This window comes from Agathobaculum desmolans ATCC 43058 (assembly GCF_000701665.1).
Taxonomy (GTDB): Bacteria; Bacillota; Clostridia; order Oscillospirales; family Butyricicoccaceae; genus Agathobaculum; species Agathobaculum desmolans.
This window is the reverse complement of record NZ_JNJN01000017.1, coordinates 16,491-40,692: the sequence shown is the minus strand read 5'-3', so window position 1 is coordinate 40,692 and position 24,202 is coordinate 16,491. Positions and strand designations below refer to the sequence as shown.

Sequence of the window (24,202 nt, the reverse complement as noted above, 5' to 3'; positions counted from 1 at the left end):
CTCAATTCATATAGTCGATATCCTGCTGCGCGCGCAGGTCATAATAGCATAAATCGGTCTGCCGTTCCCGCTCCACACACAGTGCACGGATGCGCCGGTTGGACGGTGTGGCAAAATAATAGGTGCGGCTTTCCGCACACATAGCACTGGTGCACAGCGTCTGCTCGTAGGCTTCGTAGTCCGGATGCGCCTTCTGGATCCCATCCGGCAGATCGACTGCTGCAAACGCATGCATCATCCGGCCCACGCCGTCGATCTCATCCGCCCCCTTGACTGCATAGTGCTTGACAAAGGCCATGCGTACAAACCGGGACGGGGAGGAATAATCCCCCGGCAGGCCAAATCCGCCGCCGTGTCCCTCACCCAAACTGACCAGCTGCTCACCCAGCAGATCGCGCGGCGGCTTATACAGGTTATCGACCGCCACATAATTGCGCAGATTGGTGCGGTGCCAGCTGTATTCCGGGCTGTTTGCCAGCACTCCCAGCGTGCGGCGGTATACCCGCTGTCCGTCCGCATCCGGCTCGATCAGCATCGCCTCGCCGGTTTCATCCGAAAAGATATAGTGCACCGGCATCTCCTTGCCAAAAATCGGCTCTGCCGTCAGGTTGATGTGCTCCATTTGCGCGCATACCTCATCCACCGTGCGGCATTGTCCCAGCAGATAAGCAGTCAGATAAGCCGGGTGCACATCCAACTGCCCCGCGCCCGCCGCCGTATCATAATGTGCAAACCCCGGATAGTGCAGCAGCGCACCCATCAGCCCCGCATCGTTGATGCCGTCTACCATCACCGGCACCGGCAGCCCCTGCACCGCCATACCGACAAAGCGGTGCTGCACCGTTACCGTTTTGCCCCGCGTCGGTTCTGCCGCGGTATGCATTGCAAAGCCCTGCGGTACCGAAGCAATGCGGTTGCCGGACAAATCACCGTACTGGTCATATGTTCGCCCAAGCAGATGCTTTCCATCCCGCGTGTCCCATGAAAGCGCTGTACATCCAAATTTCATCCTGCTTCTCTCCTGTTCCTTGCATTTTCTCTTGCTGTATTTCCTTCTGATTGCTATAATAAACTATGTGGTAACCACACAGTCAACCATTTTTCTTTGATTTACAAAAAATTTTTTCAGAAAGGATTTTCTATGAGTCTTCCGCATCCTGCCATGACCTCCGGCGCATTTGCCGCACTGTGCCGCACCTCCAAGGAAACCCTTCGGCATTATAAGGATATCGGCCTGCTGCTGCCTGCCGCAGAAGGAGACAACGGCTATCAGTATTATGAGCCGGAACAGTTTTTTGATTACTATTTGATCCACATTTTGAAAAAAACCGGCACACCGCTTGCGCAGATCCGCTCTTACATGCAGCACCAAACACTTGGCTCACTGCTGGAGCTGCTGGAACAGCAGCAGCAAAAGCTCACGCAGGAGATCCATGAGCTGTCCCAGATGCAGCAGGTACTGCATCACGCAGCCAGCAGCATCCGGGAAGGGCTGTCCGGCCGTTACCCCACGGAGCAGCCCGCCGTGCTGCAGTTGGAAGAGGAACATCTGATCGCCATTCCGGTCACAGAGCTGGAGCACAGCCCGGACGATACCGACCGTGCACTGATCTCCCTGCTGCACAAATACGTGTCCGTCTGCCGTCAGGAGGGATTGGCTGCAGATTATCAAACCGGCGCGATCCTGCCGCTGGACAGCCTGCTGCACGGCACCCATAACGCGACCCATATCTACACCCGGGTGGATGCCCCCTCACACAGCTGCTATTACCGGAACAAGCCCGCAGGCCGCTATCTGACACTGCTTGACCGCGGCCACTGGGACACCACCGGCGCCTATCGAACACTGGCTGCGTACATCCGCACCCATGCGCTTACCGTCACAGGCCCGGTATATGCCTACGATCTGGCCGGCTATCTGCTCAACGGCGTGGAGGAAAACACCATGTCTCTGCTGATGATCCCCTTATCAGAGAATGACGGACGGTAAGCAAAATAAGGGACAGACATAGCGCAAAAGCGTGTATGCCTGTCCCTCGTTCTCTAAGCTGTTTTATCGCACCAGCAGCGCAGCGGTTTCGACATGATTGGTTCGCGGGAACAAATCAAATGCCTGCGCCCGTTCCAGCCGATACCCCGTGCCGCACAACTCCGCCACGTCACGCGCCAATGTTGCGGGATCACACGATACATAAACTACCCGCGGCGGCGGCATTTTCAAAATCGCATCCCGCGCTGTCTCATCCAATCCTTTGCGGGGCGGATCGACCACCAGCACATCCACCGGACGGGCTGCCAGACGCTGCGCCGCCTGTCCCGCATCCGCGCACAGAAACTCCACGTTCTCTACCCCATTGCGCTGTGCATTCCGGCGGGCATTCTCCACAGCCTCCGGCACGATTTCCACGCCGATCACGGTTTTGGCCTGCTCCGCCAGCGCCAGCGTGATCGTTCCCGCACCGCAGTACAGGTCGATCACGGTTTCCTGCCCGGTCAGCCCCGCAAACGCAACCGCGCAGCGGTACAACTGCTCCGCCTGCGCATGATTGACCTGATAAAACGCCTCGGGCGACAGCAGGAACGAATGGCCGCACAAGCGGTCCTCCAGCATTGGCTCACCCCACAGCACATCGGTCCGATCGCCCATGATCACATTATCCTCCCGCTGGTTATGGTTCAGCAGGATACCGGTCAGCGATGGCTCACATGCGCACAGGCGCTGCACCAGAACATCCAACGCCGGCATTTTGCGGGTCGCTGCAATTAGGGTAAGCTGGCTCTCCCCGCTTTTTTCGCCTACGCGCACATAAATGTGCCGTACCGCTCCGCGTTTTTTCGCATGGTCATATGGCGACACGCCGAATTCCTGCATCCATTCCCGTACAACAGCAGTAATACGGTCCGCCGTTTCGGACTGGATCAGGCAGCGCTCCACCGGCACAATATCATGGCTGCGCGGCCGATAAAATCCAGTCACGACCCGACCGTCCGCATCCAGTCCGACCGGATACTGCGCCTTATTGCGGTAATGCTCGGTTGTCGGAGCGCCCGTGATCCCAAGGAGCTTCGCGCCGTCCTGCCCGCCGATACGGGTAAGCGCGTCACGCACTTTTTTCTCCTTGGCACGCAGCTCCGCCTCGTAGCTGATATGCTGATAACAGCAGCCGCCGCACCGGTCCGCTGCCGGACAGGCAGGAGCGATCCGATCCCCCGAGGGCACGATCAGTTTTTCCATTCGGGCAAAAGCCACATTTTTGGTCACCTTCACGATGCGCACATCACACTGATCGCCGATTGCGGTGCGCGGTACAAAAACCGCACGGCCGTCGATGCGGGCAAAACCGGTGCCGTCTGCCGTATAATCCGTGATCTGACAACGGTAAATTTTATTTTTAACAAGCTCCATGTATGCGGCGCTCCTTTTTCATATGGTATGTGTATTATATCACGCCGGCAGTGCATACTGCAATCGAAAGGAGCGGCAGACATGGAGAATCACAGCAAAAAGAAAATCTCAGCGGATATCCCCTTTTCTTTTCTGCATGAAATGGGGCATAACACCCGTGCAATGGATCGTTTTTTCGAGCTTCCGCGCGAGGCGCGCAGCACACTGACCGACGCAGTTTCCACCGCAGACGACCCGGAACACCGCGCCGAGCAGGCACTCAAATCCCTTGCCAACGGCGGCGAGGGCTACTGCGACCGATTCTGAGTTTGCATAAAGCAAAGAAAAACGTCCTAACGGACGTTTTTCTTTATTCTGTTACATTTTCCGCGCTAAACGCTGTAAAATCAGCGTTACTTCCTGATGTGTGATCGTATCATTCGGCTCAAATTTTCCGTTCCCCTTCCCCTGCAAAATGCCCTGCGCTGCCATTTTTGCAATCACCGGATACGCCCAGTGTCCGCGGGGCACATCGGTAAAGGCCGGTGCATCCGCCGCCGAACCATCCGCCGACAGCGCCGACGCGATCGCGCAGAACTCTGCCCGGGTAATCGGCGCCTCCGGACGGAACGAGCCGTCCTCATATCCTTGCAGCAGTCCGCGATCATACAGCTTTGCCAGCGCCCGCTGTACTTCGGCCGGTACCGAGCCGGTATCGGTAAAGCGCGGCCGGTCGGGCTGTTCCGCCGCTGTCCGGTCGGCCAGGCTGTCCGCCAATAACACTGCCATTTCTCCGCGTGTCACGGGGGAACGATCCGCCGACACCGTCAGATCATCCCGCAGCAGCGGCGTTACCCGGCCGGTAGCAGCATCCGCACGGGCCGCAAACGGAAAGCGTGTCCCAGCTGCCGCAGCCGCCGTTGTGTGTGCAAACACGTGCCCCTGTGAGAGCATTTCTTCCAAATCCGCAGCACAGGCGCGCAGATCCTGCACGGTAACTTGCAGAATCCCTTTTCGTTCCGCGGCATACTCCGCCTGCGTGCGGCCTGAACGTGCCAGCGCCGCACCGCTGCCGCGCTCCCACGCGCCATACTGGTCAAACTCATTCAATGCGTTTACTTTGAAGCCGGCCAATTCGCCCTCAGAAAGCTCGAGCGTGCGCAGATACGCTGCTGCACCGCGGAACACTGCAACCGCCTCATCCACCGACACGCCGCCCGCACAACTGACGGTCACACCGGCGGCATCAAAGCGCAGACCCGCTCCATACGCACCGCGGCGGTCACGCAATTCCGGCAAAATGTACTTTGCGGTCAAAACCGGCGCGAGCACATCATATACCGCCATATTTTCCGGAATTTTCGCAAACGCACCGGTCATCATCACATGATTGGCGTCCTGCGTGCCGCGTGTCACGACCAGCGCCGACGGCCAGCCGCCTGCCAGCCAGTCGCAGGAAGCCGTCCCCGTGCCCTCCGGAAGCGCTGCCAGCAGCGCGGCTGCTTCCCGCCGGAACACGCGGTACGCTGTATCCGATCCGGTCAGCTCCGCCGATACGCCGGTCTTAGTCAGCGCCTGCTTCCACAGGGCGCGCATCTGCTCCAGCAGCGCCGCGTCACCACCGGGATTGGCCGCTGCCGCATCCACAAACGACTTATACGAAAGCGATGACCCCACAAAGCCCGCCGGCAGACGATTCAAAAACCGGTTTTCCTGCGTGCTGGCCTGCAGCATCAGGCCGTACTCGGTTTGATATGGATCAAGATACAGGTCGCGCAGACTGCTGCGCCGTGCGGTCAAAAACTGCCGCAGGGCTGCCACATCCTCCAGCGGCGGCGCCTGCAGCCACGCAGACAGCTTGCGTACACACGCCTCTATCTGCTCGGGATCGGCTCCGCCGCCGATACACAGGCGCGGATGCAGCGTTTCCGGCTCCCGATACGCTTGCCCTGCGGACAGCCCGATCGAGCAGCCCAGCTTTTCCTGTTCCATGCGGTCATTCAGATATTCGCACAACAGGGTCCATAGCGCAGCGTCCTCCTCCTGCACGGTAATCGGGAACTCCAACGAAAAGGAAGCCTGCCCGTCGCCCTCATTCCAGTACCAGTTGACACCGTTTTCCTGTTCCTGCGTCTGCCGAATAGCAAACGGATCGTCCGCAAAGCCGGACAGGTCGAGCCGCGGCAGCCTGCTTAATACCGCCGGGTCGTCCGGCTGGCTGAGCCATGCCTCAAACTGCGCGGTATCCTGCTTGACCTGCTCCAATTCTGCTGCATCCAGCACCGGTTCCGGCAATGCCGGCTTGGGCGCACCATTCCCCGATACAACAACCGTTTGGTACGGACTATCCAGCCATTCCTGCGCTAATTCCTTAAAATACGCCTGATCATGTCTCAAATCCTCAAAAACGTCCGACTGGTCAAGCCCCGCAAAGGGATCGTCGTCATACACAAATCCCATAAAGATATCTTCCCGGCCGAGCTGCCTTGCATTCTGCTGATCGTCCACCGCAGTGTGCAAAGCCGCTTCATCAATGCCGTTCTGCACGATTTCGCGCAACGCCTGCTCGACCGCTTTGGCGGCCTCCGCTCTGTCTGTCGCGGGTATGCCTGACAAAATGATCCCCACATTGTAGATGCCGCCTGCATTGCTGCCTACGGTATACGGCAGCGCATCCGGGAAGCGTTCCTTCATCATACCATGCAGCACTGTGACCAGCGCACCCCAGCCGTTTTTCTTTTTGGCGTCCAGCACACTCGGTCCGTGTGCCATAAACCCGATATCCACCGTTCTGGTGGACGCGCTGACGTTGTACTCCTGCACCCGCTGCGCAGGTGCCACCGGTTCGGCGCCCACGTGGATCTCCGCCCCGGCGCTGTGATCCGCCTGATCCAGATACCCGTCGATCATGCGGAGCATCTTCCCCAGTTCCTGCTGCCCGGACAGATAGATCAGCATATTGGAAGGCTTATAGTAACGCTCCCACACACGCATCACATCCTCATAGGTCAGGTCAAGCAGCTCGGGCAGCCCGCCGCCGGTATCATAGGTGGCCGGACTATCCCCATACAGATTGCGATACATCTGGTCGGACACAAAATTCAGAGAATTCTGCTCGGTTTCCAGACTGTTCAGCTTCAATTCACTGAAAACGATCCCGTTATACCGTGCTTTGCCATCCTGATATTCCACGCGGATCCCCTGCTGCTTGAAAATATTCGGCTCTTCCCGCAGACGGGGAAACAGCACGCAGCTCATGTAAATATCGGCCAGATTATAATAATCCTGCTCATTCGCCGTGCGGAATACATACGCTGTATGATCCTCGCTGGTGTAGGCGTTCAGCTCCTCCGCCACCGAACTGTTGCGCAGAATGTGCATCAGGTCATTGAGCGGATACTGCTCGCTGCCGCACAGCAGCGAATGCTCCAGCACATGGTTTGCACCTTTGCTGTCCTCCGGCGGGGTGCGGAAGCCGACTGCAAAATCGCGCGACGCCGCATCATTCTCCAGCCAGACCACCTGCGCACCTGTATCCGTGTGGTGCAGCAGATGATAGGTTCCGTCCTTTGTCTCCTGTGTCCTGCTCTCCGTAAAGCCATACTGCCCGTAGCTGCCCGCAGCATAGGCCTGCACCGGGGCAAGCGGAACCAGCAGCGCGATGGCTGCCGCCCATGCCATCAACCGTGTTTTCATTCGATCACCTCATCTATCCGTATTGTTTGTACTATGCGTTATAGTACAGTTAATATATTAGCAAACCGCTGCCGGTCTGTCAACAGCGGTTTGCCTGATTTTTAGGATTCGATGACCTCCTGCGCCATCTGGAAGAAGTCATTCTCCGTCAGCGTACCGGGATCGTAGGTACCGATCGAGTACGCCAGCCCGTCCCGGATCCACGAAACACGGTAAAAGGTATTTTCCTCCCGCGTCTGCGTACCATACGAAATATTGATTTCGCCATTCTCCTGCTGTTCCAGTTCCTCTGCGGTCGGCTGCACGCTGCCATCCGCCGGCAGGAAAATGCAGGGCATTTCACGGTAATGCACCTCAATATCCGCTATGGTCCGCACGGTGTCATACGGCGAGGTATACACAGCCTCCTCCTGCACAGGATCGATGTCTGCCGTCACGGTTGCACCGTCCTTCTGATAGGTCAACAGAAGGCCGGTAAAGCTTTCCAGCGTATGGTTGCCGTCATCCCGCTTATCGGTCGTGCTCTCACTGCCTGTAACAAATTCATAGCCATTGGTGAACGATGACACATACTGCGCACCTGCCACATGCTCCTGCGCATACTGTGCCGTTTGTGCAAAATCCTTCCAGCTCTTGTCCCACCGGGTAGCGGAAAACCACCCCGTAACGCCGCTGCCTGCGACTGCGCCGGTTACCGCGAGCGCCGCCACCAAGCATGCAGCAGCCAGCTTTTTACCCCACTGCGGGCGGCGGCGCACAGACGCCTGCTGCTCCCCGCTGCGCAGTGCAAAGTCGATGCGCGTCTTAAGCCGCTCGGGCGCCTGCAAGCCCTCTGCACAGTTGTTCAATGTCTCCCGGAGCGTCCGCTCCATCTTAATTTCATCCATTTGTATGAGCCTCCTTCGGCTTCCCCTCTTTTTCGGTCAGCGCCTGCCGCAGATGGCGGCGGGCGGAAAACAGGCGGGATTTGACCGTCCCCTCGGTCACGCCGAGCGTGCGCGCGATCTCCCGCACCGGCAAATCGTCGAAGTAGTACAATACCACCACCGTGCGCCGCTTTTCATCCAATGTGTCCAGCGCCGCATACAACCGCCGCTGCTCATCCGTGCGCAGCACAGCAGATAATGCGCTTTCGCTTTCACCGGTTTCAAAAAAATCCGCAACCGGCGTTTCACGTTTTGACTTGCGGCAGTATTTCCATGCCGCACGGGACAGCGTCCTCAGCAGCCACGAGCGGAATTTTGTCCCGTCCCGCAGTGAGCCGATCGACTGTGCCGCGATGACAAATGCCTCCTGCGTCAGATCCTCGCCGTCTGTCCGGCTTCCCGTGATCAGGCAGGCAACGCGGTATGCGTCGTTTTTATAACGCTCATACAGCATGTCAAACGCCTGCATATCGCCCTGCTGCATCCGCCGGACGAGTTCTTCATCGCTCATGTCTCCATATCCTTCCTTTGCATTTTGGTGCACCTGTCTATAAGAGCCGCTGACAGGCCGATCGGTTCATTAAATTTTTATTTTTTATCCGGTGCCCGCTATCCTGAAAGTCAGCCTCTTCCACCCGTTTCGGACAGTACCGAACACTTGCGCGGTGGATTGGCGGTTGCGTTTCCCGTATCCGTACCCTATACTGATACTATACTCCAAACCATAGAAGGAGGGAATCCCCACGATGGACAAGCAGGCTTTTTTTGATGGACAAGTGTTTGATGCTTACCGCTGGTTTGGCGCTCACATTGAGAACCAATCGGTCATTTTTCGAGTTTTCGCACCAAATGCCGCTAAAATAACTGTTACCGGCGCATTTAATAGCTGGAAAGAGGATGCACTTCAACAGGATGGCCGCAGCGGCTTCTGGTCGGTATCCGTCCCCGGGGCGCAGGTGGGACAGTTTTATAAGTACCGCATTTACGCGCAGGATGGTACGGTCACCGAGCACTGTGACCCCTACGGTTTCGCCATGGAGCTGCGCCCGGGCTGCTGCTCGGTCATTACCGACCTTTCAGCCTATACCTTCACCGATGCCGACTGGATGGCTGCCCGCACGGCTTCGCCGGCAGCACCGGTCAACATCTATGAGCTGCATCTTGGCTCCTGGCTGCAGGATGCGACGGATCAAAACGGCTGGTATCGTTACGATACGATCGCCGACCGGCTGATCCCTTACCTGCGCGAGCATGGCTTCACCCATGTTGAATTTCTTCCACTGTCCGAGCATCCGTTCGACGGTTCATGGGGCTATCAAAACACTGGTTTTTTCGCCCCGACGTCACGATACGGCACCCCCGCCCAACTCAAGGCACTGATCGACCGGCTGCACCATGCGGGGATCGGCGCGATCATGGATTTTGTTCCGGTGCATTTTGCGGTGGACAGCTACGGTCTCGCCCGGTTCGACGGGACTCCCCTATATGAATATCCACACGCCGATGTTGGAGAAAGCGAATGGGGCAGCTATAATTTCATTCATTCCCGGCGTGAAGTACGCTGCTTTCTGCAATCCGCCGCCAACTACTGGCTGGAGGAATTCCACTTTGACGGCCTGCGTATGGATGCCGTTTCACGGCTGATCTACTGGCAGGGGGATCCTGCCCGCGGTGTCAACGGGGACACACTGGAATTTTTGAAAAACCTGAACCGCGGCCTGAAGGAGCGGCATCCCACCGCCCTGCTGATCGCAGAGGACTCGACCACCTATCCGGGCGTTACCCATCCGATCGATGCGGACGGACTGGGATTTGATTACAAATGGGATCTCGGTTGGATGCACGACACGCTCTGCTATTTTCAAACACCGCCGGAGGAACGTCCGCAGCACCGTGACCAACTGCTGTTCTCCATGCAGTATTTTTCCAACGAGCAATATCTGCTGCCGTTTTCACACGATGAGGTAGTACACGGCAAAGCTGCTATCGTACAAAAAATGTGGGGCGCTGATTTGACCGATAAATACGCACAGGCTCGGGCGCTTTATCTGTATATGTTCACCCATCCGGGTAAGAAGCTCAACTTCATGGGAAACGAACTGGGGCTGCTCACCGAATGGAACGAAGCAGCTGCGCTTGACCACAGCTTCGAACACGGTCCCTTCCACACATTTTTCTGCGCCCTTGGTCAGGTGTACCGCGCCCACCCCGCCTTGCACTGTGATTATGAAACGGACAATTTCCGCTGGATCGAGCCGCAGGATGGTGCCCCCTGCGTATTTGCATGGGAACGCCGCGGCGGCGGAGAACGGCTGCTGGCGGTATGCAATCTTTCCGATCAAGCGCAGCCCTTTTCCGCTGCACCGCCGTCCGTCCGTTTGCTGCTGCACACGGACTGGACACGCTTCGGCGGCGGCACAAAAGAGACCGATCCGTTATTTTTCAATATTTCAGACAATATATCAATTTCTTTGCCGAAATTCAGCGCTGTTTTGCTGCAAATAGATGCATAATAAAATTCCCCGGGAGAATATCTCCCGGGGAATCAGTCTGTCGAAGAAGTATTTTGTTGATGCGTTTCACCAATACGCGCGGCAGCGCGCATAAAACAGCATTTGCAGCGCAAATGCATAAAAAGTCAGGACATGTGCCTGACTTTTTATACTTTGAGAGAGAAAAAGTTTCTGCACAGGAACTTTTTCTCGTCCATGTTTGGCGCAGTCCAAACATAGATTGTCGGAAAAACGAAGTTTTTCGACAGTCTCATTCCCCGGGAGAATATCTCCCGGGGAATTTTGCATCCGTCTGCCGATCACATCTTCGGAAACAGCTCCTGATCGAGCACGGCATCCAACGTCATGCCGGCGTAGGCGATCTGCGCCATACCGTCGATAAACCGGCCGACAGCCGCCAGCAGCACCGAAATGTTGTCCGCCACAAACGGAATATTCTTTTCCAGCTCCAGCGAGCCGTCCACCAATGTATTGTGCTTAAGATAGATCTGCCCGGCCTGCTCAAACAAACCGAAAGCGCCCAGTGCACAAAAATCATTGCAGTAGATACACGCCTTGCGAAGCTGCGCCAAATTGGTATCCGGCGCGCCCTGAAACAGCGTTACAAAAAACTGCAGCAGCCCCATTTCCTCATTCGGCAGCTGCATTGGGATGAAGCAGCACTCTATCACCACATCCTTGGCCACCTTGCCCTGCCGCATTGCCTCGCAGCGCAGCAAAGTGGGCGCGCCTTCCTTGCGCATGACCTCCGCACGGAACCCATTCTGACCCAGCACCTCGGCCATGCAATCCAAAATCTGATCCTGCTTTTCGGTTTTCATTTGGAACCTCCTGAAAAATCAAATACAGACAGCGGAAAATGGAGAACCACCGCGCACATCCGTTCTATCCACGCCCGGCATTCTCCATTTTTCGCCTTTTTTACTTTACACCAATATCTGTGCGGTAATGCGCCTTGTCAAAGCGGATCTTTTCCACATCCGTGTAGGCCTTGCGGATGGCTTCCTCCAGCGTCGGTGCGACCGCCGTTACGCCGAGCACACGCCCGCCGCTTGTCACGAATTTGCCATCCTGCACCGCAGTACCGGCATGGAAAACAAAGGAACCGTCCACATCGTCCAGCCCGGTGATCTCCTTTCCCTTTTCATACGCCTTGGGATATCCGCCCGAGGCCATGCACACACAGCAGGCCGCGTTATCCGTCCAGCGGATGTCGATCTCATGCAGGCGCTCATCGATCACCGCGTTGAAAATATCAAACAAATCGGTATCCAGACGGGAAAGCACCGCCTGCGTTTCCGGATCGCCGAAACGAGCATTGTATTCGATCACCTTGGGACCTTTTGGGGTCAGCATCAGTCCAAAATACAGCACGCCCTTGAAAGGACGCCCCTCTGCCGCCATCGCTGCGACCGTCGGCTTGAAAATCGTCTCCATACAGGTCTGCGCCACTTCCTCGGTATAAAAACGCGAGGGAGAGAACGCACCCATACCACCGGTATTCGGGCCTTCATCGTGGTCATAAGCGCGCTTATGATCCTGCGCAGAGGGCATGGTCTTGAGATGCGTACCGTCCACAAATGCCAGCACGGACACCTCCGGACCGGTCAAGTACTCCTCAATCACCACACGGGCGCCCGCGCCGCCAAACGCGCCGCCGTCGATCGCGTCCCTGACCGCTTCGATCGCCTCATCCTCGGTCATGGCAACCGTTACGCCTTTGCCGAGCGCAAGACCGTCCGCCTTCACAACGATCGGTGCGCCCTGTTCCTTGATATAAGCGATCGCCTCCGCAGAATCCTCAAATACCGCGTAGCCCGCCGTCGGGATATGGTACTTCTGCATCAGATCCTTCGCAAACGACTTGGAGCCTTCGATCATCGCCGCATTTTTGCGCGGACCGAACGCGCGGATGCCCGCCGCTTCGAGCGCATCCACCATGCCGAGCGCCAACGGATCATCCGGCGCGACCATGACCAGATCCGGCTGGTTTTCCTGCGCAAACGCTACCACGCCGTCAATATCCGTCGCCTTAATGGCAACGCACTCTGCCTCCTGCGCGATTCCGCCGTTGCCCGGCGCGCACCAGATATGATCCACTTTGGGGCTTTTCTTCAAAGTATGCACAATGGCATGTTCGCGGCCGCCGCCGCCAATTACCAAAACTTTCATGTTTTTTCCGCCTCCGTACGAAGATATTCCCGCTGCGCACGGAACGTATCCGCCAGCAGCGCAATGTGACCCAGCACCGTCAGGGTGTTGACCACAGTCGTCAGCAGTCCCATCGCCGCCTCATTACTGCATCCGAGCGCCATCAGGATCGTCAGGATATACCCTGCGCTCCACACGATAAGTACCGCCCACTCAAATACTGTGCCGCGTCCCGCGCCGCGCATCTGCTCCATAAAGGCCATCAGCAGCAGGCAGCCGGTCAGCAATACGGGCACAAGCGATGCGTATTCCAACACGATGCGCAGCAGCCCCGGCGGGATCAGAGCCGGAGCACAGATCAGCCGCAGCCCGATACACACATCTGCTGCAATGCTCGCGCGAAAAAACCAGCGTGAGACCTGCTGCAGCGACCATGCGCCTACGGAAATCAGTGCCAGCGCCACGATTTGCAGCATCCAGTTACTCTGCATGACCAACCGCAGCAGCACACCGCCTGCAATAGCCAGATAGGCATAATAACCCTTCAGCATATTCATACCGATTCCTCCCCGAGCAGCACACGGGCGCGCCAAAGGTAGCGCACCATCCAGATATAGGACACCATCGCCGCCAGCAGCGCAATGATCTCCAGCCCAAGCTGCACCCGGAACAGTGCCGTATACCCACCCTGCTGCAGGGACAGCACCGCCTGCTGCTGTAAAACCGGCAAACAGCCCATCATGGAAGCGCCGCGCTGGATCAGAGCCGTGACCGCCCATATCCGCCCCAGCCGCCGGGTCTGCTCAGAGACATCCGCCGCCTGCATCATCCGGTCAAAGCTGCGCTGCATCGGCAAATATTGCAGCAAAAACAGCAGGTTGAGCAGCAGATCATCTGCCCAGCCGGCAGACAGGCCGCCCAGCCGCAGCGCCGACAGCGCAGCGCCGCTCACGGCAGCGGCCAGCGCCACCGGACACCGCAGCAGATGTGACGCCCACATTTGCATGGCATAGCAGGCCAGCATCAGAACCGCACCGGGCAGAGGAGCTGCCCGATACAGGAAAAACGATGCAGCCAACTGCGCTGCCAACGCCCCCAACGCCCAGTTTGCCGCTGCTGCGCCGCGCGCCGGTTTCAATGGTGGAACAGGCGCATACCGGTGAACGCCATGGTAATGCCGTATTTATTCGCGGTTTCGATCACATTATCATCGCGGATCGAGCCGCCCGGCTGCACAATATACTGCACGCCCGATTTACGCGCACGCTCTACATTATCACCAAAGGGGAAGAAGGCATCCGAACCGACGGTTACACCCGTGTTTTGGGCGATCCATTCCTTCTTTTCCGCAAGCGTCAGCACCTCGGGCTTGACCTTAAAGGTGTTCTGCCACACGCCTTCGGCCAGCACATCTTCGTACTCATCCGAAAGATATACGTCGATCGCGTTATCGCGGTCCGGACGGCGGATCCCATCCTTAAACTGCAGCCCCAGCACCTTGGGATGCTGCCGCAGGAACCAGTTGTCCGCCTTCTGTCCCGCCAGACGGGTGCAGTGGATACGGCTCTGCTGCCCCGCGCCGACGCCGATGGTCATGCCATCCTTCGCATAGCAGACCGAATTGGACTGCGTGTACTTGAGTGTGATGAGCGACAGGATCATATCATGCCGTGCAGACTCCGGCAGATCCTTGCACTCAGTCACGATATTGGTCAGCAGACTTTCGTTGATCTCATAGTCATTATAGCCCTGTTCAAAGCGAATGCCGAAAATATCGCGCTGCTCAATCGGCCCCGGCACATAATCCGGGTCGATCTTGACCACATTATAGCCGCCCTTGCGCTTGGTCTTGAGAATTTCCAGCGCTTCCGCCGTATAGTCCGGCGCAATGATGCCGTCCGACACTTCGCCTGCCAGATACCGCGCGGTATCCGCATCGCAGGGATCGCTCAGCGCCGCCCAGTCGCCATACGAGCACAGACGATCCGCACCACGGGCACGGATATATGCGCAGGCGATCGGAGACAGCTCATGATCGGCCTCGACAAAATACATCTGCTTTTCCACTGCGGTCAGCGGCTTGCCCAGTGCCGCGCCCGCGGGCGAAACATGCTTAAAGGATGCCGCCGCCGGCATACCGGTCGCCTTTTTCAGCGCCTTGACCAACTGCCAGGAGTTAAACGCATCGCAGAAGTTGATGTACCCCGGCTTGCCGTTGAGTACCTCGATCGGCAGTTCGCCCTCGGTCATAAAAATGCGCGCGGGCTTCTGGTTGGGGTTGCAGCCGTATTTGAGTGCCAGTTCCTTCATGCGTTTTTTCCCTCCTCATGCTTGTTGCGGATCTCCTGCCAGTACGCGCCGGTTTCCAGATCAATGTAACGCACAAACAATGCAACCTTGTTTTGCTCGTTCATGCTGGTCCACAGCATTTCGGTAAACTGCTTGATCGGCTTTTCGATGCGGATGCACTTCGGCTCCCCGCGGAAGGGCGGCAGCGGATCGCCGTCGCACTGATAGGTATGGATGAAGTGACCCAACCCGGCAACCGGCTTGTCGTATTCATAGAAAAAGCGCTTGTTCGCTGTGCGGTCCGAGGTAAAATTCTTCAAAATAGACAGGCTGTACGAACCATCCTCGTTGATCACGCCCGAAATACGCGAGGTGTAGTTCGGGGGGTCCGGCTCAAACTGACGGGTACGCAGCGCATCGATATAGCTCTTGCCTTCCCGCAAATAGTCGCAGATCGTATCGGTCTGATCGCCGTTGGTCACAACCAGCTTGCCGCCGCACTGGCGAACCGGATGATAGATGATCAGCGACGGATCGGTCATTTTGGAAGGATCATACGCTTGCGTGCGGATCCCGTCCTCGGTTTCCACAAAAACACGGTTGCGGCTGTTTTCCGACCGGCCCATGATAAAATACGCCACAACATTCTGCTTGTTGTCCGGTGTGCGGCCAAAAATAATGCCGCGGCCCGGATAGGCGTTGCTCAGCAGCTCGTGGCTGATATTGAACACGTTTTTACTCATAACGCTTTTCACTCCTTTTTATTTTCTGGCGACCCATGTACCCTGCACAGAAAGGCGCCCGGCGCAGAAATCCGATACTGCCTGCGGCAGCAGCAGCCATTCGGCCTCGGCCATCACACGCTTCTGCAAACGTTCCGGCGTATCGCCATCTTCCACCTGCACTGCTTTTTGGGCAATAATCGCGCCTCCATCCACCACTTCGGATACAAAATGCACGGTAGCCCCAGTCACTTTTACCCCTTTGGCAAGTGCGGCCTCGTGCACGCGCAGCCCGTAATACCCTTCTCCGCAAAACGAGGGGATGAGCGACGGATGCACATTGATAATACGGTTCTCATACCGGCGGCAGAAGCTGTCCGGCAGCACGGTCATAAACCCGGCCAGCACGACCAGACCGATCTCCTGCTGCTGCAGCAAGGCGTCCAGCGCTTCGCTGTATGTCTCTGCGCTGCTGTATTCCCTGCGGCGCAGCACGGCAGACGGAATCCCCGCCTGCGCCGCCCGTTCGATCGCATATGCCTGCGGATTGGAGGAAACCACCAGCGCAATGCGCCCGTTTTCGATTTTTCCCGCCTGCTGTGCATCGATCAGCGCCTGCAGGTTCGTGCCGCCGCCCGAAACCAAAACTGCGATATTTATCATAGTTATTGTTCTCCGAAAAATAATAATTGAGAACGGAAAATGGAAAATTGCAGAACCGGCGCGCAGCACCAACCAGATCATCGCGCTTTGCACGACACCGCCATTCTCCATGCTCCATTATCCATTCTTAAACGAGTTCTACGCCCTTATCACCGGCAGCACATTCACCGATGATATATGCCTGCTCGCCCGCAGCCGAGATCGCCGCCACCGCGCGGGACGCATCCTCCGCCGCGACCGCCAGCACCAAACCGGCGCCCATATTGAAGGTGTTATACATATCACGCTCCGGGATCTTGCCGGTCTTGGCAATCAGCTCAAACACCGGCGGCACCGGCATAGCTGCCTTTTCAATTTTAGCACACACGTTTTCCGGCAGCATGCGCGGCACGTTTTCGTAGAAACCACCGCCCGTGATGTGGCTGATGCCCTTGACCTCGACCTTGCCGATCAGCGACTGGATCGCCTTGACATAGATCTTGGTCGGGGTGAGCAGCTCCTCTCCCAGCGTCTTGCCGAATTCGTCAATATAGCGGCGCACGGATTTTTCATTGATGCCCAGCGTTTTGCGCACCAGCGAATAACCGTTGGAATGTACGCCCGAGGACGCCACGCCGATCAGCGCATCGCCCGGGCGGATGTTCGTGCCGTCGATCATCTTTTCCTTATCGACCATACCGACCGAGAAGCCTGCCATATCGTACTCATCCTCCGGATAAAAGCCGGGCATTTCGGCAGTCTCGCCGCCGATCAGTGCACAGCCTGCCTGACGGCAGCCCTCCGCAATGCCGGCCACCATCTGCGCGATCTTATTCGGATGATTTTTGCCTACCGCAATATAATCAAGGAAAAACAACGGCTGCGCCCCGCAGCATGCGATATCGTTAACGCACATCGCCACACAGTCGATACCGACGGTATCATGCTTGTCCATCAGGAAGGCCAGCTTGAGCTTGGTGCCAACACCATCCGTACCGGATACCAAAATCGGATCGGCCATGCCCTTAAAGTCCGGGCGGAACATGCCGCCGAACCCGCCGAGTGTTCCCATGACCCCCTTGGTAAAGGTGGATTCGACCATCGGCTTCATCAGCTTGACCGCCTCATACCCTGCGGTTACGTCTACGCCTGCGGCCTTGTAGCTTTCAGAACGGCTCTCACTCATCGTTATACACTCACTTTCCCATTTCATCATTATCTGTCACTGTAAACGGCATTTATTCCTTGCCGTTCCAGCAATAGGTACATACCTTATCACGGTCCAGCCCAATTGCCTCAAGCAGGCCGTCGAGCGACTGGTAGCCCAGCGAGCTGAAGCCGAACTTCTCACAGATCGACTTGAGCATGCACTGGCCGCGCTCGGTATTCGCATCTGCATATTCCTCCAGATGCTTCTGTCCTTCATCGCCCTCCAGTTCCTGCACCGTGCGGCGGGCAAGCAGCTCCATTTCGGAATTGCTGGAAGAGAAGTTCAGGTATTTGCAGCCGTACATGATCGGCGGGCAGGCCGACCGCATGTGAACCTCCTTCGCACCGGATTCATACAGAAATTCAACGGTTTCGCGCAGTTGGGTGCCGCGCACGATGGAATCATCTACAAACAGCAGTTTTTTGCCCTCGATCAGCTCCGGCACCGGAATCTGCTTCATTTTAGCAACCTGCTTGCGCAGCTTCTGGTTGCTCGGCATAAAGGAGCGCGGCCAGGTCGGCGTATACTTGACAAACGGACGCGCAAACGGACGGCTGCACGCATTTGCATAGCCGATCGCGTGCGGCACGCCGGAATCCGGCACACCGGCTACAAAATCAACATCTTCTGCCAAGCCGCGCTTTTTATCCTCCCGTGCAAGGATCTCGCCGTTGCGGTAACGCATCACCTCAACATTGACTCCCTCATAATTCGAGTTGGGATAACCGTAATATGTCCAAAGGAACGAACAGATTTTCATTTCCGTACCGGCAGGGGAAAGCGTTTCAAACCCTTCTGCCGTAACCTTGACGATCTCACGCGGGCCAAGCTCATAGGCATCCTCATAGCCCAGCTTATGATACGCAAAGGACTCGAAGGAAATGCAGCAGCCCTCCTCGTTCCGTCCAATCAGCACCGGCAGGCGGCCCAGACGGTCGCGCGCAGCGATGATGCCCTCATCGGTCAAAACCAGCACGGTCAGCGAACCGTCGATCAGTTCCTGCGCATGCAGGATACCGGATACCAGATCGTCCTTCTGGTTGATCAATGCCGCGACCAGCTCGGTGCAGTTGACCTTGCCCGAGCTCATTGCCATAAACTGATGACCGTGATCCGAAAAATACCGGGCGATCAAATCTTCCGCATTGTTAATGATGCCAACCGTGGTCAGTGCGTACAGGCCGAGATGCGACCGCACCAGCAGCGGCTGCGGATCGGTATCACTGATGCAGCCGATACCGCTGTTTCCCGAAAAATCCGGCAGATCCTTTTCGAATTTCGTGCGGAACGGGGTGTTCTCAATATTATGGATCTGCCGCTGAAAGCCGCGTTCCTGATCATACAGGATCATGCCGCCGCGGCGTGTACCCAAATGCGAATGATAATCTACTCCAAAGAAAATGTCCAATACGCAGTCCCGCTTGGAAACTGCGCCAAAAAATCCTCCCATGGTTACTCCTTTTCCGATCCCCGCCGCCTGCGGCAGGAGCCTGTTAAAATTGATTCGTCTATTGTGCCGGAGCCGTCGGCTTTACTGGCCCATCACGCGGGACAGTATCTCCTGATATGCCTGCTCTACGCCGCCCATATTCCGGCGGAATCGATCCTTATCCAGCTTTTCTCCCGTTGTTTTATCCCACAACCGGCAGGTATCCGGGCTGATCTCATCCGCCAGTACGATCGTACCGTCCGCCGTCCGGCCAAATTCCAGCTTGAAATCCACCAGACGGACGTTCAGCGTATCAAAGTAGGCACACAGCACCTCGTTGACCCGAAACGCCGTCCGTTTGATCGTCTCAAGCTCTGCCTGCGTTGCCAGCCCCAACGCCAACGCGTGGTAAGTATTGATCAGCGGATCTCCCAGCGCATCGTTTTTATAGGAAAACTCGATCGTCGGCGCAGCAAACGCAGTGCCTTCCTCCACACCGTACCTTTTGGCAAACGAACCGGCCGCCACATTGCGTACGATCACCTCCAGCGGTACGATAGCAACCTTCTCCACCACGGTTTCACGGTCGGAAAGCTGCTCAATGAAATGGGTTCGCACGCCCTGCTGCTCCAGCAGCCGGAACAGGTGGTTGCTCATCACATTGTTGATTGCGCCCTTGCCTGCGATCGTTCCTTTTTTCTCTCCGTTGAACGCAGTCGCATCATCCTTATAGGATACAATAACCCGACGCGGATCATCGGTTGCAAACACCTTTTTTGCTTTGCCCTCATACAGCTGTGTTTGCTTTTCCATGTTCAGATTCCTCCATTATATGAATAATTTAAAAACAAAGTTGTTTTAAGGTTATACCCGGCCCGGCAATGGAAGCGCAGGCCGCGCCTTTACCCTGTTTTCCCGCCCACTGCGAGAACAAACTTACGAAAACTGTGCGCGCACCTTTTCATCCTTGGCGGCTACTTCCGCCGCCATCTCTGCCTTGAACTGCGCCAGACGGCCGGCCAGCGCTTCATCGGACAGCGCGATCATCTGCGCGGCCAAAATCGCCGCGTTATCCGCACCGTCGATTGCAACTGTTGCCACCGGAATGCCCTTTGGCATCTGCACAATGGACAGCAGGCTGTCCATGCCGCCCATCACACTGGTCGCCATCGGCACACCGATGACCGGCAGCGTGGTATAAGCCGCCAGCACACCACCCAGATGCGCCGCCTTACCGGCTGCTGCAATAATTACACCGAAGCCTTCTGCCGCGGCGTTCTTCGCCAGCTGTTCAGCCGCCGCCGGGGTTCGGTGCGCAGATACGATGCGCACCTCTGCCGGGATCTCAAACGACCGCAGACGGTCCACGCACTTTTCCATTACCTTAAGATCGCTGTCCGATCCCATTACAACCAGTACCTTTTTCATTCGCTTTTCCTCCTTGAAAACAAATGAGGACACGGATAGACCCGTGTCCTTATATTCGCTCATTCAGATGCACCGATGCCCGAAAACGTGCACGAATGCCCGAGCTTAAAAAACTGCATACGGATAGAACGCTTCTTGCAATTCAAAAAAACGCTGCCGGTCATACGCCCACCTCTTTCTGCCTTCGATCGGTGAAAATACACTTTTATTTTATCCAATCGAGCCGTGTATTGCAAGCATTTTACAAGGTTTTTTCCGCTTTCGTACAAATGCCCAAAGAAGTGTTTTAAGTGTCCCCGCTTTCGTGCAGAACGCCTTTTCCATACAGCACCTGTTCCATCTGGCGTACCCGCTCGCTCCACGAGCACTGTGCGCCGTAGGCCAGCCGTTTTTCCGTTTTCTCCGGATCATGTTCAGCCGCCGCCGCATCGCACAGGGCAAGGAACTCGTCCTCATGATGCGCGATATAGACCACGTCCTTAAAATCCTCCACCTGCAGCGGTTCGCGGGTCGATACAACCGGCTTGCCGGTCGCCAGATATTCATAAAACTTCAGCGGCGATACATCGCGGCTGAGCGCCCCCGGACGGAACACATTCAGGCACACGTCCATCTGCGCCAGATATGCCGGCAGCTCAGGCTGCGGCACCAGACCGTGAAACACGATATTCGGATACTGCTGCAAATGCGTCAGATCCACGCCCGGCAGCGTGCGCCCGATCAGGAAAACCGTCGCGTCCGGCCGTTCCTTTGCCAGCTTTTCGATCAGTGCATAGTCAATGCACTCCTGCAGCATGCCGACAAAGCCGAACACCGGATGCTTCAGGTTTTTCATATCCGCCGGGCAAGGGAGCGCCCCTTTCTCCGTCTGCACCCGGGAAAAGATCTCATATGCCGCGCCGTTCGGGATCATCCGTGTTGTGGGATTGATCTGCTCCAGCGTTTCTGCCAGACCGACCGCCGTGGCAAATACCTGATCGGCTGGCTTTGCCAGATCGCGCTCCATCCCATCAACCACCGCCGGGGTGATGTGCCCCTTATAGGCCGAATGACGGTCCACGCAGTCATACACCAGCGCGCGGTGCGGCACATGCTCCACAATATCGCACGAGGAGGGAGAATAACACCAGAGAACGCTCTCCTCCCCAAAGCCGTGTTCCTGCATCTTCCGTCGCACGAATTTGGCCTGCCGCTTCTGATTGAGCCGGTTCACCCACCGGAATTTATTGAAAAACGGCAGCACCGGCGGCAAGGCATATACCGTAATGTTCTCATGCCCTTCCACCTTTTCGCCGGGCTGACGGTATTTCCGGATATAGGCTGCCGCTTTTTTATCCTTCAGCGGCGCGATGACCGATACCGGCGGGTCAAAATACAGCACCTCGCTGTTCCGCAGGCGGCTCATCACATTCTGCTTGCGGGTTGGAAGCGGATGATAATTGGTCGTCGAAAGACAAACCACATGATTTTTCATAATGTTACAGATCCTTCCGTTGTTCTCCGGTCAATTCTCAATGCCGAGCAGCTTGGCCGCACCGCGCACATTTTCCTGTTCGCGCTCGCGCAGCATTTCGGCTGTGCGGCACACCTCCCCATCCAGTGCGCCCGAAACACATTCGTCAATCAGGCGGCACAGCTCGTCCGCCCGCACCGAGCGGAGCTGCAGGCAGGTGCGGCTGCCGATGTATTTCAAAAAGCCGTCCACCTTGATATCATAGCTCATACCAACCACCGGCACACCCTGCCCTGCCGAAAACATCAGCGAATGCAGCCGGATCCCGACTACGGTCTGCATCCGTGCCAGAATACCGATGGTGGTTTCGATCGGCAGGCGCGTGCGCACTGCATGCCACGGGCAGGAAAGCAGCGCCCCAACACGCTCGGCGGGGGTCAGGTCGCTCGGAAACTCGATCGGCACAAACACCGGCGTCAGCCCGTGGCGGCGATAGGCATACTCCGCCGCTGCTGCGATCTCGGGCAGCGCACCATCCAGCCCCGGCCAGTTGCGCAGGCCGAAACCGATATACCGTCCGTCCGGATCGATGCCGCTTTGTTCCAGCGCTAAGCGCACGATCTCCTGCGGTGCAGGATCGAGGATGATGGTCGGATCGGCAGAAACGCGAATATCCGGACGCGTCACGCCCATTTCTGCCAGCAGCGCACGCGAATTATCATCGCGCAGCGTGATCCGGTCTACCGACCGGTCGATCGTCCGCGCGGCCATTTTCCGGTTGCCCATCCGGTTGATCGGCCCAATGCCGCAGCCGTACATCATCACCTTGCAGCCGCGCTTTTTCGCCGCATGCAGCGTATAGCAGTAATACCAGATCGACCGGGTCGAGGTCACATCCTGCATCAGCGAGCCGCCCCCGTTGATATACAGCGCCGCACGCCGGAAGCGCCGCAGCACTGACAGAACGTTGAACGTATACACCGCGCCCGTGCGGTAATTGAGCCGGGTCTCCTTCGGCCGGCGCGACATGACGCAGATCGTCCGCTCAGGTGCCAACGCGCGCATCTCGCGCACGATCGCCTCCAGAATCGCGTCGTCGCCCGCATTGCCGCGTCCGTAGGCGCCGCAGATCACGATGCTCTCCCGTTCTTCTTTGGGACGGTGGAAGCGGGCCAGCACGTGGCGGTAGTTGGCCTCCTGCCGTTCACACATTTTATCCTTGGAGAAATCGCGGGATGCCTTTTGATACAGCGCCTCCGCAAAGGCCTGCCGTTGTGCGGCATCGTTCGCCAGCCGCACCATATAACGCGCCAGCTGCTTATCATCCCCCACCGGGAAGATGTAACCGTTTTCCCCCGTATCGATCAGTTCGGGCATACCGCCGACATCCGAGCAGATCGTCGCGCAACCCGCGCAGATGCCTTCCAAAATGGAATACGGAAAGGTTTCTGACACAGAGGACAGCAAATTGATGTCCATTGCGCGGAAGAACGGCTCCACCGGCGCGACCCAGCCGCAGAACGTCACGCGTTCCGCCACGCCGAGCTGCGTGCACAGGCGGCGAAGCATCTCCTCATCCTCGCCCTCGCCCGCGATGAACAGACGAAGCTGCGGAGCTTCTTTGAGCGCCGCGGCAAAGCCGCGCACAGTCGTTGCAATATCCTTGACCGCTGTCAGACGCGCGGCAATACCGCACAGCACGTCCCCTTCCGCAATTTCCGCGCCAAAGGTCTCGCGCAGATACTGCGCACGGTCAAGCGCGCCTTCCGGCCGCTTGAATTCCATACCGTTATAGATTTTAACGATCCGCTCAGGATCAAACCCCCGCTCGATCAGGGTGCGGGCCATGCGGTCAGCCACCGGCTGGTAAAAATCCAAAAAGCGCAAAGCCACCGCATTGGCAGTGCCGAAGGTATGCTGTTTGAACGGATTTCCCATATAATCCAGTTTATAATCCGAGTGCACGGTTGTCAGCACGGGCACCCGGCGGGTACGGCGCACCATAGCGCCCATCAGATTGGCGCGGCCGCCGTGACAGTGGATGATATCCGGCTCAAATTCATCCACCAGATCGCGCATGGCGCGGGCGGCGCGAAAGGGGTTGTGCCGCTCGATCACGCGCACATCGATCCCGCGCTCGCGCGCCTCATCCGCAAACGGGCCCGCGCGGAAAGAAAGCAGCATCACGTCATTGCGTCTGGCAAGCCCCGTGACGGTATTCATAATTTGGGTTTTAGCGCCGCCGACATCGCCGCCGCCCATCACATGCATCACTCTCAAAACCATTCCTCCAGCCGAATCGTGATATACTCCGGTAAGTATACCACGAATCAGGCCGAAAAGCAAAACAAAGCCGCA

At 57.1% G+C, this 24,202-nt stretch carries 21 protein-coding genes; 3 read left to right on the top strand and 18 right to left on the bottom strand.

Annotated features, from left to right (window positions below; translation table 11 throughout):
* Position 1: 1 nt before the first annotated feature.
* Positions 2-1,009, bottom strand: a complete 1,008-nt coding sequence (locus T363_RS0105975; protein WP_031474200.1) for a linear amide C-N hydrolase — start codon at positions 1,007-1,009, stop codon at positions 2-4.
* Positions 1,010-1,141: 132 nt separating this feature from the next.
* On the opposite strand from T363_RS0105975, the gene T363_RS0105970 reads away from it, so the two are divergent.
* Entirely contained in the window at positions 1,142-1,990 is an 849-nt protein-coding gene (locus T363_RS0105970; RefSeq protein ID WP_031474198.1) for a MerR family transcriptional regulator, read from the top strand.
* Between the two features lie 63 nt (positions 1,991-2,053).
* On the opposite strand, the gene rlmD is transcribed toward T363_RS0105970, so the two are convergent.
* The gene (gene rlmD, locus T363_RS0105965) at positions 2,054-3,406 is read right to left on the bottom strand and encodes a 23S rRNA (uracil(1939)-C(5))-methyltransferase RlmD (RefSeq protein ID WP_031474196.1); all 1,353 of its coding nucleotides are present in this window, start codon (positions 3,404-3,406) and stop codon (positions 2,054-2,056) included.
* 81 nt (positions 3,407-3,487) lie between these two features.
* Between rlmD and T363_RS0105960 the strand changes: the two genes are divergently transcribed.
* Positions 3,488-3,712: a hypothetical protein gene (locus T363_RS0105960; RefSeq protein WP_031474194.1), complete on the top strand. Its 225-nt coding sequence runs from the start codon at positions 3,488-3,490 to the stop codon at positions 3,710-3,712.
* Between the two features lie 51 nt (positions 3,713-3,763).
* Here the strand turns inward: T363_RS0105960 and T363_RS0105955 are convergent, their stop codons facing one another.
* The 3 genes from T363_RS0105955 to T363_RS0105945 all read right to left on the bottom strand — a co-directional run bounded on the left by T363_RS0105955 (position 3,764) and on the right by T363_RS0105945 (position 8,518).
* Complete coding sequence (locus tag T363_RS0105955; protein ID WP_031474192.1) at positions 3,764-7,081, bottom strand: S-layer homology domain-containing protein; 3,318 nt, start codon at positions 7,079-7,081, stop codon at positions 3,764-3,766.
* A gap of 101 nt (positions 7,082-7,182) precedes the next feature.
* Positions 7,183-7,968: a hypothetical protein gene (locus T363_RS0105950; RefSeq protein WP_031474190.1), complete on the bottom strand. Its 786-nt coding sequence runs from the start codon at positions 7,966-7,968 to the stop codon at positions 7,183-7,185.
* On the bottom strand, positions 7,961-8,518 hold the full coding sequence (locus T363_RS0105945; RefSeq protein WP_031474188.1) for an RNA polymerase sigma factor: 558 nt from the start codon (positions 8,516-8,518) through the stop codon (positions 7,961-7,963). The genes T363_RS0105950 and T363_RS0105945 overlap by 8 nt, the downstream gene beginning before the upstream one ends.
* Positions 8,519-8,753: 235 nt before the next feature.
* On the opposite strand from T363_RS0105945, the gene glgB reads away from it, so the two are divergent.
* Positions 8,754-10,520: a 1,4-alpha-glucan branching protein GlgB gene (gene glgB / locus T363_RS0105940; protein WP_031474186.1), complete on the top strand. Its 1,767-nt coding sequence runs from the start codon at positions 8,754-8,756 to the stop codon at positions 10,518-10,520.
* 299 nt (positions 10,521-10,819) lie between these two features.
* Here glgB and T363_RS0105930 read toward each other — a convergent pair whose 3' ends face one another.
* The 13 genes from T363_RS0105930 to csaB all read right to left on the bottom strand — a co-directional run bounded on the left by T363_RS0105930 (position 10,820) and on the right by csaB (position 24,115).
* Complete coding sequence (locus tag T363_RS0105930) at positions 10,820-11,341, bottom strand: type III secretion system chaperone family protein (protein ID WP_031474182.1); 522 nt, start codon at positions 11,339-11,341, stop codon at positions 10,820-10,822.
* A 100-nt stretch (positions 11,342-11,441) separates the two neighbouring features.
* Positions 11,442-12,692, bottom strand: a complete 1,251-nt coding sequence (purD, locus tag T363_RS0105925; RefSeq protein WP_031474180.1) for a phosphoribosylamine--glycine ligase — start codon at positions 12,690-12,692, stop codon at positions 11,442-11,444.
* Positions 12,689-13,228 (bottom strand): hypothetical protein, encoded by a 540-nt coding sequence (locus tag T363_RS0105920; RefSeq protein WP_031474178.1) that lies wholly within the window; start codon positions 13,226-13,228, stop codon positions 12,689-12,691. The genes purD and T363_RS0105920 overlap by 4 nt, the downstream gene beginning before the upstream one ends.
* On the bottom strand, positions 13,225-13,809 hold the full coding sequence (locus T363_RS0105915) for a hypothetical protein (protein WP_031474176.1): 585 nt from the start codon (positions 13,807-13,809) through the stop codon (positions 13,225-13,227). Before T363_RS0105915 ends, T363_RS0105920 begins: the two co-directional genes overlap by 4 nt.
* Complete coding sequence (locus T363_RS0105910; protein ID WP_031474174.1) at positions 13,806-14,981, bottom strand: phosphoribosylaminoimidazolecarboxamide formyltransferase; 1,176 nt, start codon at positions 14,979-14,981, stop codon at positions 13,806-13,808. Before T363_RS0105910 ends, T363_RS0105915 begins: the two co-directional genes overlap by 4 nt.
* Positions 14,978-15,703, bottom strand: coding sequence for an IMP cyclohydrolase (locus T363_RS0105905; RefSeq protein WP_031474172.1), 726 nt, complete (start codon positions 15,701-15,703; stop codon positions 14,978-14,980). The genes T363_RS0105910 and T363_RS0105905 overlap by 4 nt, the downstream gene beginning before the upstream one ends.
* Positions 15,704-15,721: 18 nt before the next feature.
* Positions 15,722-16,345, bottom strand: a complete 624-nt coding sequence (gene purN, locus T363_RS0105900) for a phosphoribosylglycinamide formyltransferase (protein ID WP_031474170.1) — start codon at positions 16,343-16,345, stop codon at positions 15,722-15,724.
* A gap of 127 nt (positions 16,346-16,472) precedes the next feature.
* Positions 16,473-17,510 (bottom strand): phosphoribosylformylglycinamidine cyclo-ligase, encoded by a 1,038-nt coding sequence (purM, locus tag T363_RS0105895; RefSeq protein ID WP_031474168.1) that lies wholly within the window; start codon positions 17,508-17,510, stop codon positions 16,473-16,475.
* Positions 17,511-17,562: 52 nt separating this feature from the next.
* On the bottom strand, positions 17,563-18,984 hold the full coding sequence (locus T363_RS0105890) for an amidophosphoribosyltransferase (protein WP_031474166.1): 1,422 nt from the start codon (positions 18,982-18,984) through the stop codon (positions 17,563-17,565).
* A gap of 81 nt (positions 18,985-19,065) precedes the next feature.
* A complete protein-coding gene (gene purC / locus T363_RS0105885; RefSeq protein ID WP_031474164.1) occupies positions 19,066-19,776 on the bottom strand; it encodes a phosphoribosylaminoimidazolesuccinocarboxamide synthase in 711 nt (236 codons plus the stop codon).
* A gap of 123 nt (positions 19,777-19,899) precedes the next feature.
* Positions 19,900-20,391 carry a 5-(carboxyamino)imidazole ribonucleotide mutase gene (gene purE / locus T363_RS0105880; RefSeq protein ID WP_031474162.1) on the bottom strand — a complete coding sequence of 164 codons (492 nt, stop codon included), beginning with the start codon at positions 20,389-20,391 and terminating at the stop codon, positions 19,900-19,902.
* Positions 20,392-20,677: 286 nt separating this feature from the next.
* The gene (locus T363_RS0105870; RefSeq protein WP_031474160.1) at positions 20,678-21,865 is read right to left on the bottom strand and encodes a glycosyltransferase; all 1,188 of its coding nucleotides are present in this window, start codon (positions 21,863-21,865) and stop codon (positions 20,678-20,680) included.
* Between the two features lie 30 nt (positions 21,866-21,895).
* On the bottom strand, positions 21,896-24,115 hold the full coding sequence (gene csaB / locus T363_RS0105865; protein ID WP_051643126.1) for a polysaccharide pyruvyl transferase CsaB: 2,220 nt from the start codon (positions 24,113-24,115) through the stop codon (positions 21,896-21,898).
* Positions 24,116-24,202: the final 87 nt, after the last annotated feature.